Genomic DNA, 16,316 nt, shown 5'->3' on the forward strand with positions numbered 1-16,316 from the left:
AGCGCGGCGGGAATCGCCCGCCCGCTCAGGAGGTGCCCGGTGTCCGCACGTTCCACTCGACTGCTCGTCGGCCTGCTCGCCGGAGCCGGTGCCACCCACTTCCTCGCCCCCGGACCGTACGAGGCGATCGTGCCCGAGTCCCTTCCCGGCAGCCCCCGCGCCTGGACCCGCGCCAGCGGCGTCGCCGAACTCGCGCTGGCCGCCGCGGTGGCCCTCCCCGCGACCCGCCGCACCGGCGCCCTGGTCACCGCCGGATTCTTCGCCGCCGTCTTCCCCGCCAACGTCAAGATGGCCTACGACTGGCGGCACCGCCCCGCACCCCTGAAGGCCGCGGCCTACGCCCGGCTCCCTGTCCAGATCCCTCTGGTGGTGTGGGCGCTGAAGGTCAGCCGCTCGGCGGCGGACCCACGAGGATGACGTCTAGTGTGCGGGGGCCGTGGACGCCTTCGACGCGGTCGAGTTCGATGTCGCTGGTGGCGGAGGGTCCGGAGATCCAGGTCTGGGGGCGGGTGGGGTCCAGGCGGGGGAGGGCGTGGGGGACCGAGGCGACCACCTGATCCGGTGCCCGCACGACGCAGATGTGGTGGTCGGGGACGAGCGTGAGAATCCGCCGCCCCTGGTCGGGGGAGGCGTCGAGCACGATTGTGCCGGTCTCGGCGATGGCCAGCGCGCAGCCGGTGATCACGCTGTCGACCTCGTCCAACTGCCCCGCGGTCAGCGCCGGTGCGTCGTCCAGCAACCGCGTCCCGCCGATCCCGGCCAGCCATTCCACCGGGACCCCCGAGGGGACGACCGCCGTCCGCGAACCCCGCTCGGCCAGCAGCCGCGCCACCGTGGGCGCCAGCCCCGCCTCATCGGTGCGGTGCACCTTCGCCCGGTAGTCGGTGAGGTTCTCCGCGAGCAGATCGGCGGTCTCGTACGGGGTGCGGTCCGCGTGCACGGTGAGGTAGTCGCGGGCTGCGTATGTGGTGGCCGGTGCCGGGCTGTGTGGCGTGGTGCCCAGCGCGTTGCGGATGCGGGTGAGGACGGTGTCGCGGGAGGTCACTGGCCGTTCTCCTTGGTCTGCTGCTCGTCGTGTTGCTTGTTCTTCTGCCACCAGTCGCGGAAGGTTTGTGGGGGGAGGGTGGGGAGGTCGCGGGTCTGCGTCCAGGCTTTGGCGGGTCTGGGGAGTCGCTTCGGGTGGAGGTGTCGGGTGCGGGTGGCGAGGCGTTGGCCTTGGCGCATGAGGGCGGGGTGGTCGAGGCCCCAGCGGGCGGTGCGCATGGCGGCGCGTTCGGCGGCGTGGCCTTTGGCGGGTTTGATTGTGACCCGTCGGCCGGCCTGGACGGTGGTGCCGCCTTGGGCGATGCGCTCACGCAGGTGGACGAGGATTTCGGGGATGTTGATGGCGACGGGGCAGACGTCGTAGCAGGCGCCGCAGAGGGTGGAGGCGTAGGGGAGGGAGGCGTCGAGTTTGCTTGCTGTGCCGCGGAGTTGGGGGGTGAGGATGGCGCCGATGGGGCCGGGGTAGGGGGAGCCGTAGGCGTGGCCGCCGGCGCGTTCGTAGACGGGGCAGACGTTGAGGCAGGCGGAGCAGCGGATGCAGCGCAGGGCTTGGCGTCCTGTGGTGTCGGCGAGGGTGTTGGTGCGGCCGTTGTCGATGAGGACGAGGTGGAAGTTGCGGGGCCCGTCGCCGTCGGTGGTGCCGGTGAACAGGGTGGTGTAGGGGTTCATGCGTTCGGCGGTGGAGGAGCGGGGGAGGGTCTGGAGGAAGACTTCCAGGTCCTGGAAGGTGGGGATGGTCTTCTCGATGCCCACGACCGAGATCAGTGTCTCGGGGAGGGTGAGGCACATGCGGCCGTTGCCCTCGGATTCCACCACCACCAGGGTGCCGGTGTCGGCGATCATGAAGTTGGCGCCGGAGATGCCGACTTTCGCGCGGAGGAATTTCTCGCGCAGGTGCAGGCGGGCGGCCTCGGCCAGCTCCGCGGGGCTGTCGGTCAGTTCTTCGGGTGCGGGGCGCCCCCACGCTCCCATCTGCTCGTGGAAGATGTCGCGGATCTGGTGGCGGTTCTTGTGGATCGCGGGGACGAGGATGTGGGAGGGGAGGTCGTCGCCGAGCTGGACGATGAGTTCGGCGAGGTCGGTTTCGTAGGCGGTGATGCCTGCTTCTGCGAGAGCGTCGTTGAGGCCGATCTCCTGGGTGGCCATGGATTTGACTTTGACGACTTCGGTTTCGCCGGTCGCCCGTACGAGGCCGGTGATGATGCGGTTGGCGTCGGCGGCGTCCAGGGCCCAGTGGACGGTGCCTCCCGCCGCGGTGACCTTTTCCTCCAGTTGCAGGAGGTAGTGGTCGAGGTGGCGCAGGGTGTGGTCCTTGATCGCTGCGCCCGCTGCCCGCAGTTGCGGCCAGTCCGCCAGTTCCCCGATGGCTTTGGCGCGTTTGTCGCGGATGGTGTGGGTGGCGTGGGTGAGGTTCGCGCGGAGTTGGGTGTCCTTCGTGGACGCGGCGGCGGCCTTCGGGAACGACGGCAGACCCAGATACGTACCACTCATCGGACCACTTCCTGACGGTAGGGCTGTTCCTCGGTGGACGCGAGAATCTCTGCCAGATGCACGGCCCGCAGGCCGGCGTCCTGCCGCCGCAACAGACCGTCCAGGTGCATCAGGCAGGAGTTGTCCGCGCCGCACAGCACCTGCGCGCCGCTGTCGAGCGCGTGCCGCACCTTGTCCTCACCCATGGCGGCCGAGACATCGGGGTTCTTGACGGCGAAGGTGCCGCCGAAGCCGCAGCACTCCTCCGCGCCCTCCAACTCCCGCAGTTCAAGCCCCTTCACGGCCTCCAGCAGCCGCCGGGGCCGCTCACCGAGCCCCAGCATCCGCAGCCCGTGACAGGACGGGTGATAGGTCACCGTGTGCGGGAAGTACGCGCCCACGTCCGTCACTCCCAGCACGTCCACCAGGAACTCGGTGAGTTCGTACGTCTTGGGTACGGCGCTCGCCGCGGCCTCGGTGAGCCCGCGGTCACGACCCTCGGCGACCGCCTTGGCGGCGATCCGCGGGTAGTTGTCGCGCACCATCGCCGCGCAGGAGCCGGACGGCGTGACCACGTGGTCGTAGCCGTCGAAGGCGGCGGCGTAGCGGCGGACCAGCGGTTCGGTCTCGTGCCGGTAGCCGGTGTTGAACTGCGGCTGTCCGCAACACGACTGGGCGGCCGGGAAGTCCACCTCGACGCCGAGCCGTTCCAGCAGGGTGACGACGGCCCGCCCGGTGTCCGGGTACAGCAGGTCGTTCACGCATGTCACGAAAAGCGCTACGCGCATGTCTCCTCCGTGCCGCGCCGCGGCAGGCCGTGCGACTGACGATGACCCATGGCACTCATACTGCCGCAACGGCGCGAGACGGGGAAGCAAGACATCCGATGTTTATCGGAATCGGTGGCCAGAGGGGCCGACAACGCGGAGTGACCAGAGCGGCGGACAACGCGGAGCGCCGCCCTTCCCGCTCGCGTTCAGTGCACGCGTTCGAGCGAACGCTCGCTCGGGGATTCGGCTGTTCGGTTGGCCAGGAAGGCGCGGATCTCGCGTACGGCGCTCCGCCCGGCCCGGTTGGCGCCGATCGTGCTCGCCGACGGGCCGTAGCCGACCAGGTGGATGCGGGGGTCCTTGACCACGCGGCTGCCGTCGAGCCGGACGCCGCCGCCGGGCTCGCGCAGTTTGAGCGGTGCCAGGTGGTCGAGGGCGGCGCGGAAGCCGGTCGCCCACAAGATGACGTCGGCGTCCAGGGCGCGGCCGTCGGACCACGCGACGCCGTGCGGGGTGATCCGGTCGAAGACGGGCTCGGGCCGCAGGACACCGCGGGCCTGCGCGTCGCGGATCGCGTCGGTCGCGGCCAGCCCGGTGACGCTGACGACGCTCTGCGGCGGCAGCCCCCGGCGGACCCGGTCCTCGACGAGCGCGACCGCGGAACGTCCCCACTCCTGGTCGAAGGGCGCGCTGTGGAAGACGGGCGGGCGGCGGGTCAGCCAGGTGGTGCGGGCGACCTCGGCCAGCTCCATCAGCAACTGCACCGCCGACGTACCGCCGCCGACCACCAGGACGTGCTTCCCGGCGAATTCCGCCGATCCCCGGTACTCCGCGGTGTGCAACTGCCGCCCGAGGAAGGTCTCCTGGCCCGGGTAGTACGGCAGGAACGGCCGGTCCCAGGTGCCCGTCGCGTTGATCAGCGTCCGCGTGGACCACGCGCCCGTGTCGGTCTCCACCCGCAGCCGCCCCGCGGCCCCCTCCCGTACGGCGGTGACGTCGACCGGCCGCCGGACGTTCAGGTCGAACTCCCGCTCGTAGCGCGCGAAGTACTCGCCGACCACCTCGGCGGACGGCCGGTCGGGGTCGGCGTCGCCCAGCGGCATGCCGGGCAGCTCGTGCACGCGGTGCGCTTTGCCATAGGTGAGCGACGGCCAGCGGAACTGCCAGGCGCCGCCCGCGCCGGGGGAGTGGTCGAGGACGACGAAGTCCGTGCCGGACCGCAGCCCCGCGCGGCGCAGGAAATACCCGGCCGAGAGCCCCGCCTGCCCGGCGCCGACCACGACCGTCCGCACGTTCCGCACGCCGGACACGTCCCGCCCGTCCGCCGCGTCACCCAAGTCGTTCATGTTTCACCCAACGGTGGTGGCGAGTGAAACCTTCCCCCGCGCGCGGGCGGCCGGGGACGCGGGAGAGGTCGGTGTCCGGGCGGGCGGCGGTCTGGCAAACTGTCTGCGTCGCGCAGGCAAGCGCGACGGCACGGGTGCGGGCCCCCATGGCCGCGCGGAAATACGCAGGAGGCACCATGGCGCGGACCGACGCCCCCACCGGCCGCCGCTCCGATCTGCTGTCCGAGCTGTCCGTGGCCTCGCGCCACTACACGGCGTCGTACGCGCTGTTCAACCAGGCACTCGCCGACTACTTCGGGCTGCACCCCACGGACGTGCAGTGCCTCAATCTGCTGAGCCTGGAGTCGCGCCCGGTCACCATCGGGCGGATCGCCGAGCTGACCGGCCTCACCACCGGCTCCGCCACCCGGCTCGTGGACCGGCTGGAACGCGCGGGTTACGTGGTCCGTGAGCGGGACACCGAGGACCGGCGCCGGGTCATGGTGACCACCGTGCCCGACCGGATGGCGGACTTCGGCCGTGTGTGGGGCGGCCTCAGCGGCGGCTGGTGGCGGATGCTCGACTCCTACGACGACGGCCAACTCGCGCTCCTGCTCACCCATATGCGCCGCACCGTCGATCTGAGCACCGCGCAGATCGCCCGGCTGCGGGCGGGCGACGTGGCCGACCCCGGCGGCGCGGGCGCGCCTGACGGTCACAGGGGCGGCGCCGCCGGGGCCTGATCCCGTAGCCGCTACGGGCGGGTGAAGGCGGCGGCGTTCTCCCTCGCCCAGGACGCGAAGGTGCGCGGCGGACGCCCGATCAGCCGTTCAAGAGTGTCGGTCACCTCCGTGGGCGTACCGTCGAGCGCCTTCCACCAGTCGAGCAGCGCCTCGGCGAACGCCTCGGGCAGATGCTCCGCCGTCTCCGCCCGCCATGCCTCACGGCTGACCGGCACGGCGGCGATCGGCTGTCCCGTGATGTCCGCGAGCACCTCGACCTGCGCGGCGAAGCTCAGCGACTCGGGCCCCGTCAGGTGGTAAGTCCCGCCGCGCACACGGGAATCGGTGAGCGCCGCGCAGGCCGCCTCGGCGAGATCGGCCTCGTGCACGGGGTCGGTGTGGGCGCCGGGATACGGCAGATTCACCGCGCCTGATGCCTTGACGGGCCACGCCCACTGGAGGGCGTTGGCGGCGAAGGCGCCGGGGCGCAGCACGGTCGAGGTGATCGGTGAGGCGGCGAGCGCGGTCTCCACCGCCAGGTGGTGCCGGGCGATCGGGTCCCGCTCGGCGTCGGGCTCCATGACGCTGGCGGACGAGAGCAGCACCACGTGCCCGACCCCCGCCTGTTCCGCCCGCTCCAGGAACGCGCCGATGTGCGACGCCTCGGCGTAGAGGAACACCGAGTCGACCCCCGCCAGCGCGGCGGGGAAGCCGGACGGTTCGTCCAGGCTCAAGGCTGTGGTCCGCACCCCTTCCGGCGGTTGGACCTCCTCCGGTTTCCGCGAGGCGACGCGTACGCCGACGCCCCGGTCGTGCAGGAGCGCGGTGAGGGCGCGGGCGACGCGCCCGCGGCTTCCGGTGATGAGGACGGTCATGGCGGTGTTCCCCGTTCGTGGAAAGGGCTTGGGAGCGGGTGGCACAAGCAGCCGTGCGGCCGACGGAAGGTCGGCGGGAGCAGCCGTGGCAAAAACTATGCGCCACGAAGAATCTGTGTCACGCAGATAAATATGAGCGTCGTCCCCAGGGCTGTCAAACGGATTGGCTACGAGGCACCGGCGCGCGACGGACACGCGCCGCCGCCGTGATCCGAGGATCGAGCGCTGCCTCAGGGGGCGGGTGTGCGGGCCGGCCGACCCGTGACCCCGGCCTGGGCGGGCATGCGCGGTTCCGAGGCCCAGCGGCGCAGCCGGGAGACGCGTTCCGCCGCCTCCTCCAGCCGGGACAGCGGCAGGTCGCCGTCGGCGACCGCGCGGGCCGCCGCCGTGTGGATCGCGTCGTGCACACCCGCGCCGCACGCGGGGCCGAGTCGTACCAGGTCGACCCCGGCGATCCAGGCGAGTACGGCGGCGCCCGGCACGCCCCAGCCGTCGACGATCGACGGCGCGTCCAGGGTGTCGCTGACCACGACCCCTCCGTAGCCCAGCTCGCCGCGCAGGATGCCGGTGACGGCCGGGCCGCTGAGTGTGGCGGGCAGACCGTCCTCGCCGGGTACGGGGGAGCGCCCCGCGGTGATCGCGCGGACACCGGCCGCGGCGCCCTCGGCGAAGGGCCGCAGGCTGCCCGTGCCGGTGAACGGCCCCAGCGCGGCGGCCACTCCGTGCGTCTGGAGGTCGGTCACGAAGACCCGCGTCTCGTCGGCGCGGGTGCCGGGCCGTACGGCGAGGTGCAGATTGGCACCGGCCGCCACGAGTTCGGCCGCCGCGGCGCTGCCGCCACCCGGCCGGTGCGGCTCCGGGTGGCCGGTGAGGGCGTCGGGGAGCGCCGCGCGCAGCGCGTCGGACGCCTTGCGCGCCGCCTGGCCGCGCGCGTGCACCGCGACCCCGGGGGTGCCGCGTTCCAGGCCGCGCAGGATCCAGTCGGGCAGTCTCCCGTCCGCGCCGTCGACGGCGGGCAGCAGGCACGAGTCGACGAGCACGGCGAGCCGGTGCAGCGCGTTCACGTGGTGGTCCCCCTTCGGGGCGCGACAGAGGCGGATGTCCCGAGGCCCGGCGATATCCCGGGGCCCGCCGAATGGTACAGACCAATACCCGGAGGCGGCAATCACCCCAGGTCCGCGTCCCCTCGGTGACCCCCGCGACCACAGCCGGCCCCTCGGCCGCGGACAGCTCAGCGGCCCCCGGACAGCAGCAGCGGCGCCCCGCCCGGAGCGGACGGCGGGCGGCCGTTGGCGGCGGGCACGGCGGACAGCGGCGACGGAAGGGCCTCCAGCAGACCGCGCGCGGCCAGTTCCGGCATCACGCCCTCGCCGAACCAGTACGCCTCCTCCAGGTGCGGATAGCCGGAGAAGATGAAGTGGTCGATGCCCAGCGCGTGGTACTCCTCGATCCGGTCGGCGACCTCCGCGTGGGCGCCGACCAGCGCCGTACCGGCGCCGCCGCGCACCAGCCCGACGCCCGCCCACAGATTCGGCGAGATCTCCAGCTTGTCCCGCTGCCCGCCGTGCAGCGCGAGCATCCGCTGCTGGCCCACCGACTCGCTGCGGCCGAGCGCCTGTTGGGCCGCGGCGACGGTGTCCTCGTCGAGGTCGGCCAGCAGCCGGTCCGCGGTCGCCCACGCGTCCCGCGCCGAGTCCCGCGCGATGACGTGCAGTCGGATGCCGAACCTGACCGTACGGCCCTCGGCCTCCGCGAGCCCCCTGATCCAGTCGGTCTTCCGCCTCACCTGCTCGGGCGGCTCGCCCCAGGTCAGATAGACGTCGGCGTGCCGGGCGGCGACCGGACCTGCGGCCTGCGAGGAACCGCCGAAGAAGATGTCGGGGCGGGGCTCGGGCGGCAGCGCCACCACCCCGCCCGCCACCTGGTAGTGCTCGCCGTCGTAGTCGAACGGCGTGCCCTCCCACACCCCGCGCACCACCGACAGGAACTCCGCGGTGCGCGCGTACCGGCTGTCGTGGTCGAGGTGGTCGCCGAACCGCTTCTGCTCGGTGGAGTCGCCGCCTGTCACCACGTTGAGCAGCAGCCGCCCCCGGCTGATCCGCTGATACGTGGCCGCCATCTGCGCCGCGAGCACCGGCGAGATCACCCCGGGCCTGAAGGCGACCAGGAACTTCAGCCGCTCGGTGTGCTGGGTCAGCGCCAGCGTCGTCAGCCACGCGTCCTCGCACCACGTACCGGTCGGCGTCAGCACCCCCTCGAACCCCAACTGGTCGGCGGCGCGCGCGATCTGGGCCAGATACTCGATGTCGGGGGCGCGGATGCCGGAGACCGGCGTGATCCGGGAGCGCTTCACGCCTCCGTCGGTGTAGGCGTGGCGGTCCACCAGGGTGCGGCCGTCGCCGCCGGTGGGCAGGAACCAGTGCAGGTGTACGGACATCGGGCGGACGCCTTTCGATGGGCGGGATCCGGTGCGGTCCGGCGGGATTCCGGTGCGCGGCACGGGAGGTCCGCCGGATCACCGCGGGGACGTCCCGAGGGGACCGGCGGGCCGGAACGCGAAGAAGAGCTACGCAAGCGCGGGGGAGGGGAAGCGGCGCGAAACGTCAGCGACCGCGACAACACGCGGCAGACGCCACCCGCAGGAGGTCGATGTGACCACGCAAGGTGAGCATGCAAGGACGCGGCATGCGACGACGGTAGTCACGCCTCCGTCGGCAGGTCAACGCCGTCTCACCTCGCGGATGGCGGCGGATGGGCAGCGGATGGCAGCGGGACGCCCCCGCCCGCCCGCGGAAGTGAGTGACCATGGACGTATGGCCGACAACCTCACTTCACGCGTCATCGACATCGCGACCGGCTCCAGCGAGACCGTCCACGACCTCACCGCCGCCTGCGCGTCGTTCCTGCGCGAGGCGGCGGCCGGGCGCGACGGGCTGCTGAACGTCTTCGTGCCGCACGCCACCGCGGGAGTGGCCGTCATCGAGACGGGCGCGGGCAGTGACGACGACCTGCTCGCCGCGCTCCAGGACCTGCTTCCCGCCGACGACCGCTGGAGCCACCGCCACGGCAGCCGCGGGCACGGCCGCGACCACGTACTCCCCGCGCTCGTCCCGCCGCACGCCACCTTGCCGGTACTGGACGGCCGCCTGGAACTCGGCACCTGGCAGTCCGTCGTCCTGGTGGACACCAACGTCGACAATCCGCGCCGCCAGGTCCGGCTGAGCTTTCTGGGCTGACCGGCGGGTTCCCGCCAGGAAGCGCCGGCGCCAGTCATATCCGCCTTTTGCGGCGCATATGACTGGCGCGATTTCCGATATACCGCGATGTGTTGTACCGGTGCGCTCCGCTTCTTCTGACGGGATATCACCTGTGGTGTTGACCGTTGGTGAAGGTATGCGGAAAACTCAGCACGGTTAATACGGGGCAAGTAATATACGAAGGCGGTAGAAAGCGGTGCGGCGGCGACGATATCTGGGCTTAGCGGCGGTCGGTGGCTCGATGGCGCTGGCGGTGACCACACTCGGCGCATGCGGGAACACCTCGCCGCAGAGCAAAAACATCACCCTGCACGTGGTCGCCACCGACTACAGCGGTCTGAAGACCGCGAGTCCGGTGGCCCAGACCTGGAACAGCCTGGCCCGCTCGTTCGAGGAGCGGAATCCGAACATCACGATCGACGTGCAGTTCGTGCCCGTCGCCGACGCCGACGCTCAGGTCGCCACCATGGTCGCGGACGGCCGGGCGCCCGATCTCGCACAGCTCGACTCCTTCAGCGCCTTCACCGACGACAAGCAGCTCTACAGCGCGGACGAACTGTTCCCGATCAGCATGGAGTCCGCCTTCGTCCCGTCGCTGACGGACGCCGGTTCCGTCAACCACGTGCAGTACGGCATCCCGTGGGTCGCCTCCACCCGGATGTTCTTCTACAACAAGAAGCTCTTCGCCCGCGCGGGCATCACCCGCGCCCCGGAGACCTGGGCCGACATCAGGCGCGATGCCGTCAAACTCAAGGAGCACGGCGTCCCGGTGCCGTACGGACTGCCGCTCGGCCCGCAGGAAGCGGAAGCCGAGACCATGATGTGGATGATCGGCAACGACGGCGGCTACACCGACAACGTCGGCTCGTACAACCTGGACTCGGTCCGCAATGTCGACGCCTTCGTCTGGCTGAGGAAGAACCTCGTCGACGCCGGTCTCGTCGGCCCCAAGGACCCGGCCAAGACGAGTGTCAGCGATGCCTTCAGCGACTTCCTCGCGGGCCGTACGGGGATGCTCAACGGCCATCTGACGCTGCTTCCCTCCGCCAAGGCGGCCGGAATCGACATCGGAGTGGCGCCGCTGCCCGGAAGGACGGGCCCCAGTTCGCAGGCGCTCGGGAACGCCGACTGGATGATGGCCTTCCGGCAGAAGGGACACCGGGAAGCCGACGCCAAGTTCCTCCAGTACATATACAGCGAAGCGAATTTGTTGAAATTCCAACAGGAGTACAAGCTGCTCCCGGTCACGGTGAAAGTCGCGGAAACGGTCAGGATGGATCCGCAGTACCGCGATCTCGTGCCATTCATGAACCTGCTGTCGGACGCGGCGTTCTATCCCGTCGCCAAGGCGTCCTGGGCCCCGGTCAGCGCCGAACTGAAGAAGGACATCGGACAGGCCGTGCACCGCGATCCCAAGGCCGTACTGGCCGGCCTCCAGCGCGACGCCCAGCGCAGCGACGGCGTCAGGTAGCCGAGGAGCGGACGAGGGCGCCGCCGAACGGCCGGTCAGTCGCCCAGCACCTCCGCCAGGTCGTACCCCACCGGCTCCTCCAACTGCGCGTACGTGCACTGCGCGGCCTCCCGGTCCGGGCGCCAGCGGCGGAACTGCGCGGTGTGGCGGAACCGGTCACCCTGCATGTGGTCGTAGGCCACCTCGACCACCCGCTCGGGGCGCAGCGGGATCCACGACAGGTCCTTCTTGCCGGTCCACCGGCTCGGACCGCCCGGCAGCCGGCCGGCGGCCTGCGCCTCCTCACTCGCCCACTCCTGCCACGGATGGCCCTCGACGGACGCCATCCGCAGCGGCTCCAGCTCCGTCATCAGCTCCTCGCGGCGGCGCATCGGGAAGGACGCGCAGACGCCGACGTGCTGAAGCATCCCCTCGGCGTCGTACAGACCGAGCAGCAGCGAGCCGACCACGGGACCGCTCTTGTGCAGCCGCATCCCGGCCAGCACGCAGTCCGCGGTGCGCTCGTGCTTGACCTTGATCATGACGCGCTCGCCCGGCCGGTACGGCAGATGGAGGGGTTTGGCGACGACACCGTCAAGACCGGCGCCCTCGAAGCGCGAGAACCACTCCCTGGCCATCTCGATGTCCTGCGTGGCGGGCGCGGTGAACACCGGCGCCGTCGCCTCGCGCAACGCCTCCACCAGCACCTCGCGCCGGTCCCGCTGCGGCACCGGCAGCAGCGTCTCGTCGCCCACGGCCAGCAGGTCGAAGGCGACGAAGGACGCGGGCGTCACCTCCGCCAGATGGCGGACACGGGACTCGGCCGGGTGGATCCGCTCTAGCAGCGCGTCGAAGTCCAGCCGGCCGTCGCGCACGATGACGATCTCGCCGTCCAGCACGCAGCGCGGCGGAATCCGCTCCCGCAGCGCCTCGACCAGCTCGGGAAAGTACCGGGTCAGCGGCTTGCCCGAGCGGCTGCCCAGCTCGATCTCGTCGCCGTCGCGGAAGACGATCGCCCGGAACCCGTCCCACTTGGCCTCGTAGAGCATGCCGGGCGGGACGGCCGCGGCGGACTTCGCCAGCATCGGCCGCACAGGAGGCATCACCGGAAGGTCCATGCTGGTGATTGTGCGCGGCCCCGCCGGGCGGCGCCCGTCGACGGGCGCCGCCCGGCCGTACGGCCTAGCGTGGTCGCATGGCCGAGACGCTGGAACTGACCGTCGGCGAGCGGGCCGTCCGGGTGTCCCACCCGGACAAGGTCTACTTCCCGCGGCGCGGATTCACCAAGGCCGACCTGGTGAGGTACTACCTCAGCGTCGGCGACGGCATCCTGCGCGCGGTCAGGGACCGGCCGACCACGCTGGAGCGCTACATCCACGGCGTGGAGGGCGAGTCCTTCTTCCAGAAGCGGGCCCCGAAGAATCTGCCCGACTGGATCCCCACCGCCCGGATCGCCTTCCCCAGCGGCCGGTACGCCGACGAGATCTGCCCCACCGAGACCGCCGCCGTCCTGTGGGCCGCCAACCTCGGCACCTTCACCTTCCACCCCTGGCCGGTGCGCCGCGCCGACACCGACCACCCCGACGAACTGCGCATCGACCTCGACCCGCAGCCCGGAACGGACTACGGCGACGCCGTGCGCGCGGCGCTCATGCTGCGCGAGGTGCTGGACGGACTCGGCCTGACCGGCTGGCCGAAGACCTCCGGCGGACGCGGCCTGCACGTCTTCGTACCGATCGCCCCGGAGTGGACCTTCACCCAGGTACGGCGCTCGGCCATCGCGATCGGCCGCGAGCTGGAGCGCCGCGCACCCGACCGGATCACCACCGCCTGGTGGAAGGAGGAGCGCGGCGAGCGGATCTTCGTCGACTACAACCAGACCGCGCGCGACCGCACGATCGCCAGCGCCTACTCCGTACGGCCGTTCCCGCACGCCCCGGTCTCCGCGCCGCTGCGCTGGGACGAGGTGAGCAGCGCCGTGCCCGAGGACTTCGACCTGGGCACCATGCCGGGGCGGTTCGCGGAGGTCGGCGACGTGCACGCCGACATGGACGAGCACGCCTTCCGGCTGGACGCGGCGCTCGAACTGGCCGACAAGGACGAGCGCGAGCACGGTCTCGGCGACCTGCCCTACCCGCCGGAACACCCCAAGATGAAGGGCGAACCGAAGCGGGTGCAGCCGAGCCGCGCGAAGAAGACCGCGCCGAAGGACGACCAGGAGGCGTAGCGCCCGCGCACCTCAGTCGAACGTCTCGACGTACTCCTCGGCCGGCCCCAGCTCCGGCCGGTCGCGCAGCTCGACGCGGTCGCCGAAACGCTCCAGCTCCAGCACCGTGACGGTGTTCTCGCCGGCCGTCAGCAGCGGCGCGGGCACATAGAGGGTGACCTGCGGGCCGATCTCCCAGTACCGGCCGAGCAGGGTGCCGTTCACCCATACGAAGCCCTTGCCGAAGCCGGGGAAGGCCAGGAAGGTGTCGGCCGGGGCGTCCGCCGTGAACCGGGCGGTCGCGAAACCCGCGTCGCCGCACGCCGGGGCGGCCGACGGCGCGCGCTCCACGTCGGCCGCGGTCCATTCGTCCAGCGGCAGTCCGTGGACCGACCAGTTGTGCACCAGGCGGCGCTCGACGCGGACCCCGCCGAGGATGCCCTTGCCTTGGCCGAGCAGCGGACCGTAGTTGATCCGGCCCTGGTTCTCGACCAGGAGTTCCAGCAGTACGGGCTCGCCGGCGCCCTCGACGGTGAGCGAACCGGTCTCCCGGTCGAGCACACCGGCGGGCGCGCCATCCACGAAGACCTGGGCGCGGTCGTGCAGCCCGTGCACGGTGATCTCCTGCGGGCCGCGCGGCAGACGGGGGCGGGCGCGGTAGAGCACCAGCCCCGAGGGCTGTTCCAGCTCCTCGAAGCTCAGCGGATGCGGGGACGCCACCGGTCGCGACAGCGCGGTGAGCGCGTCCAGCAGACCGGCGCCCCGGACCACGGGCAGCGAGCGTGCGGTGAGCGGCGGCGCGAGCGCGGGCAGCGGCCGGGAGGCTTCGGCCACGCCGGTCACCGCGAGCAGCCGGTCGCGCAGGGCGAAGAACTTCGGGCCGAGACCGCCGTGCTCGGCGACCGGCGCGTCCGAGTCGTAGCTGGTCACGGTCGGCTGGAGCCTGTCGCCGTCGTGGTTGGCGCCCGCCCACAGCCCGAAGTTGGTGCCGCCGTGCGCCATGTAGACACTCACCGAGCCGCCCTCGTCCAGGATCTCGGCGAGCGTGGCCTCGGCGCTGTCGACGGTCCGGATGTGGTGCTTCTCGCCCCAGTGGTCGAACCAGCCGTTCCAGAACTCGGCGCAGACGAACGGCTCGCCCGCTCTGCGCGAGCGCAGCAGTTCGGCGGCCCGCGCGGCGTGGGACCCGAAGGTCGCCGTGGTCAGCGTGCCCGGCAGGGAGCCGCCGTCGAGCATCAGGTCGGTCGGCCCGTCCGCGGTGTAGAGCAGTTCGGTGATGCCCCGCTCCACCAGCGCGTCGCGCACCCACGCCACATAGCCGCGGTCGTCGCCGTAGCTGCCGTACTCGTTCTCCACCTGCACGGCGACCACCGGCCCGCCGCGGCCCGCCTGGAGCGCGGCGACGCGCGGGATCAACGCGTCGAACCAGCGCGCCACTTCGTCGAGGAAGGGCCGGTGCGAGGAGCGCGGCCGCATACCGGGCGTCCCGGTCAGCCACGCGGGCAGCCCGCCGTTGTCCCACTCGGCGCAGATGTACGGGCCAGGGCGCACGATCACGTCCAGGCGGGTGTCCCGCGCGAGCGCGACGAACCGCTCGATGTCGCGCGGGCCCTCGAAGGACGGCCGCCCCCGGCGGGGCTGGTGGAAATTCCACGGGACGTACGTGTCCACGGTGTTGAGCCCCATGGCCGCCAGGCGTTCCAGCCGGTCGGCCCACTGCTCGGGGTGGACCCGGAAGTAGTGCAGCGACCCTGCCAGGACGCGGTGCGGCTGCCCGCCGCGCAGGAACGTGCCGTGCGGATACGACAGCAGGGGCGCGGGTCGGCCGTTGGCGTCCGCGGGTGCGGTGGTGGTCGGAAGGCTCACAGCACCGAACTGTCGCACAGATTGTTATCGATGCCAACGCGGTGCCTTCGGTCTGTCCGGGGCCGGACCACGAGCTGGAGAGCGCCCTCTTTGGGCGGGTGCGACCGCTATCATCGGCGGCAGCGGATCAGCCGGAAGGGACCCATGAAGAACCAGAGCGCGCGCGACGCCTCCCGTCCGCCCGGCATGGCGGATGTCGCACGGGTCGCCGGGGTCTCCGCGCAGACCGTCTCGCGGGCACTGGCCGGTCACCCCAACGTGCAGGACAAGACCCGCGCCAAGGTGCTCGCGGCCGTCGACCAGCTCGGCTACCGCAGGAACAACGCGGCGCGCATGCTCTCCTCCGGCCGCAGCCGCACCATCGGCGTGGTCACCCTCCAGACCAGCTTCTACTCCCGCACCGCCCTCACCCTCGGTATCGAACGGGCCGCTCAGGAGGCCGGTTACGCGGTCAGCACCGCCACCACCGCGTCGCTGGACACCTCCGCCATCGAGAGCTCGATGCTGCGGCTGGCCGACCAGCACGTGGAAGGCGTCGTGCTGGCCGTGCCGCTGATCCACGTGAGCCGGCAGATCGAGCAGCTCACCAGCGCGGTGCCTACCATCACCGTTGACGGTTCGCGCACGTCGGCGACCGAAGTGGTCGCCGTCGACCAGTCGGCGGCGGCGCGGCTGGCCACCCGGCACCTGCTGGACCTGGGCCACGAGACGGTCTGGCACGTCGCGGGACCCGGCGAGTGGCTGGACGCGGCGAGCCGGTCGCAGGGCTGGCGCGCGGTGCTCGAAGCGGAGGGCAGGACGGTGCCGCCGGAGCTGAAGGGCGACTGGTCGCCCGCCTCCGGCTACCGCAACGGCCTCATCCTCGGCCGGATCCCCGACGTCACGGCGGTCTTCGTGGCCAGCGACGAGATGGCGTTCGGCGTGATCCGCGCCCTGCACGAACTGGGCCGCAGGGTGCCCGAGGACATCTCCGTCGTGGGTGTGGACGACATCGCGCTCGCCGAATACTGCTCGCCCTCGCTGACCACGGTGGCGCAGCCCTTCGCCGAGATGGGGGCGCTCGCGGTCTCCCACCTCATGCGGTACATCGCGGACCCGGACGCCACCTTGGAGCCGGCCTCGGTGGAGCCGACGCTGGTCGTCCGCGCCAGCACGGCGCCGGCCCGCCGCTGACGGCTCGCCGCTGACGGTCCGCCGGAGGGCGTCACCACGCGCGGGCGTACGTACTCAGGTGTACGTGCCCCCGTCGTACCTACCGCCGCCTGTCCGCGTTCCCGGACCGGATCGGCCCCACGGCCGCCCGATGTCGGCCGCTATCACCTGTTCAAGAA

The 16,316-nt window shown here is 71.8% G+C and carries 15 protein-coding genes; 6 read left to right on the forward strand and 9 right to left on the reverse strand.

The genetic code is table 11. From position 1 onward, the window contains the following. Positions 1-39: 39 nt before the first annotated feature. Entirely contained in the window at positions 40-417 is a 378-nt protein-coding gene (locus tag BGM09_RS27370; RefSeq protein ID WP_188284378.1) for a hypothetical protein, read from the forward strand. On the opposite strand, the gene BGM09_RS27375 is transcribed toward BGM09_RS27370, so the two are convergent. From BGM09_RS27375 to BGM09_RS27390, 4 genes are all read right to left on the reverse strand, one after another. After that, positions 386-1,045, reverse strand: coding sequence for a lactate utilization protein C (locus BGM09_RS27375; protein WP_188284379.1), 660 nt, complete (start codon positions 1,043-1,045; stop codon positions 386-388). The two genes, BGM09_RS27370 and BGM09_RS27375, sit on opposite strands and share 32 nt — an antisense overlap. Then, positions 1,042-2,535: a lactate utilization protein B gene (locus BGM09_RS27380; protein WP_188284380.1), complete on the reverse strand. Its 1,494-nt coding sequence runs from the start codon at positions 2,533-2,535 to the stop codon at positions 1,042-1,044. Before BGM09_RS27380 ends, BGM09_RS27375 begins: the two co-directional genes overlap by 4 nt. Then, entirely contained in the window at positions 2,532-3,302 is a 771-nt protein-coding gene (locus BGM09_RS27385) for a (Fe-S)-binding protein (protein WP_188284381.1), read from the reverse strand. Before BGM09_RS27385 ends, BGM09_RS27380 begins: the two co-directional genes overlap by 4 nt. Positions 3,303-3,490: 188 nt before the next feature. Then, a complete protein-coding gene (locus BGM09_RS27390; protein ID WP_188284382.1) occupies positions 3,491-4,630 on the reverse strand; it encodes an NAD(P)-binding domain-containing protein in 1,140 nt (379 codons plus the stop codon). 176 nt (positions 4,631-4,806) lie between these two features. Between BGM09_RS27390 and BGM09_RS27395 the strand changes: the two genes are divergently transcribed. Continuing rightward, positions 4,807-5,352, forward strand: coding sequence for a MarR family winged helix-turn-helix transcriptional regulator (locus tag BGM09_RS27395; RefSeq protein ID WP_188284383.1), 546 nt, complete (start codon positions 4,807-4,809; stop codon positions 5,350-5,352). A gap of 11 nt (positions 5,353-5,363) precedes the next feature. On the opposite strand, the gene BGM09_RS27400 is transcribed toward BGM09_RS27395, so the two are convergent. The 3 genes from BGM09_RS27400 to BGM09_RS27410 form a co-directional block, all read right to left on the reverse strand. After that, positions 5,364-6,206, reverse strand: a complete 843-nt coding sequence (locus tag BGM09_RS27400) for an NAD(P)H-binding protein (protein ID WP_188284384.1) — start codon at positions 6,204-6,206, stop codon at positions 5,364-5,366. A gap of 230 nt (positions 6,207-6,436) precedes the next feature. Beyond that, complete coding sequence (locus tag BGM09_RS27405) at positions 6,437-7,270, reverse strand: glycoside hydrolase family 3 N-terminal domain-containing protein (protein WP_188284385.1); 834 nt, start codon at positions 7,268-7,270, stop codon at positions 6,437-6,439. 167 nt (positions 7,271-7,437) lie between these two features. Next, entirely contained in the window at positions 7,438-8,643 is a 1,206-nt protein-coding gene (locus tag BGM09_RS27410; protein WP_188284386.1) for an LLM class flavin-dependent oxidoreductase, read from the reverse strand. 376 nt (positions 8,644-9,019) lie between these two features. On the opposite strand from BGM09_RS27410, the gene BGM09_RS27415 reads away from it, so the two are divergent. Both BGM09_RS27415 and BGM09_RS27420 read left to right on the forward strand, forming a co-directional pair. Beyond that, a complete protein-coding gene (locus BGM09_RS27415; protein WP_188284387.1) occupies positions 9,020-9,442 on the forward strand; it encodes a secondary thiamine-phosphate synthase enzyme YjbQ in 423 nt (140 codons plus the stop codon). A gap of 262 nt (positions 9,443-9,704) precedes the next feature. After that, entirely contained in the window at positions 9,705-10,934 is a 1,230-nt protein-coding gene (locus tag BGM09_RS27420; protein ID WP_188284388.1) for an extracellular solute-binding protein, read from the forward strand. Between the two features lie 35 nt (positions 10,935-10,969). Here the strand turns inward: BGM09_RS27420 and BGM09_RS27425 are convergent, their stop codons facing one another. Then, on the reverse strand, positions 10,970-12,031 hold the full coding sequence (locus tag BGM09_RS27425; RefSeq protein WP_188284389.1) for an ATP-dependent DNA ligase: 1,062 nt from the start codon (positions 12,029-12,031) through the stop codon (positions 10,970-10,972). 77 nt (positions 12,032-12,108) lie between these two features. On the opposite strand from BGM09_RS27425, the gene ligD reads away from it, so the two are divergent. After that, positions 12,109-13,140 carry a non-homologous end-joining DNA ligase gene (ligD, locus tag BGM09_RS27430; RefSeq protein WP_188284390.1) on the forward strand — a complete coding sequence of 344 codons (1,032 nt, stop codon included), beginning with the start codon at positions 12,109-12,111 and terminating at the stop codon, positions 13,138-13,140. 12 nt (positions 13,141-13,152) lie between these two features. On the opposite strand, the gene BGM09_RS27435 is transcribed toward ligD, so the two are convergent. After that, a complete protein-coding gene (locus BGM09_RS27435; protein WP_188284391.1) occupies positions 13,153-14,985 on the reverse strand; it encodes a glycoside hydrolase family 35 protein in 1,833 nt (610 codons plus the stop codon). A 144-nt stretch (positions 14,986-15,129) separates the two neighbouring features. Between BGM09_RS27435 and BGM09_RS27440 the strand changes: the two genes are divergently transcribed. Then, positions 15,130-16,158 carry a LacI family DNA-binding transcriptional regulator gene (locus BGM09_RS27440; RefSeq protein WP_223187676.1) on the forward strand — a complete coding sequence of 343 codons (1,029 nt, stop codon included), beginning with the start codon at positions 15,130-15,132 and terminating at the stop codon, positions 16,156-16,158. Positions 16,159-16,316 lie beyond the last annotated feature (158 nt).

It is taken from the genome of Streptomyces sp. CBMA29, from assembly GCF_014596445.1.
Taxonomy (GTDB): domain Bacteria; phylum Actinomycetota; class Actinomycetes; order Streptomycetales; family Streptomycetaceae; genus Actinacidiphila.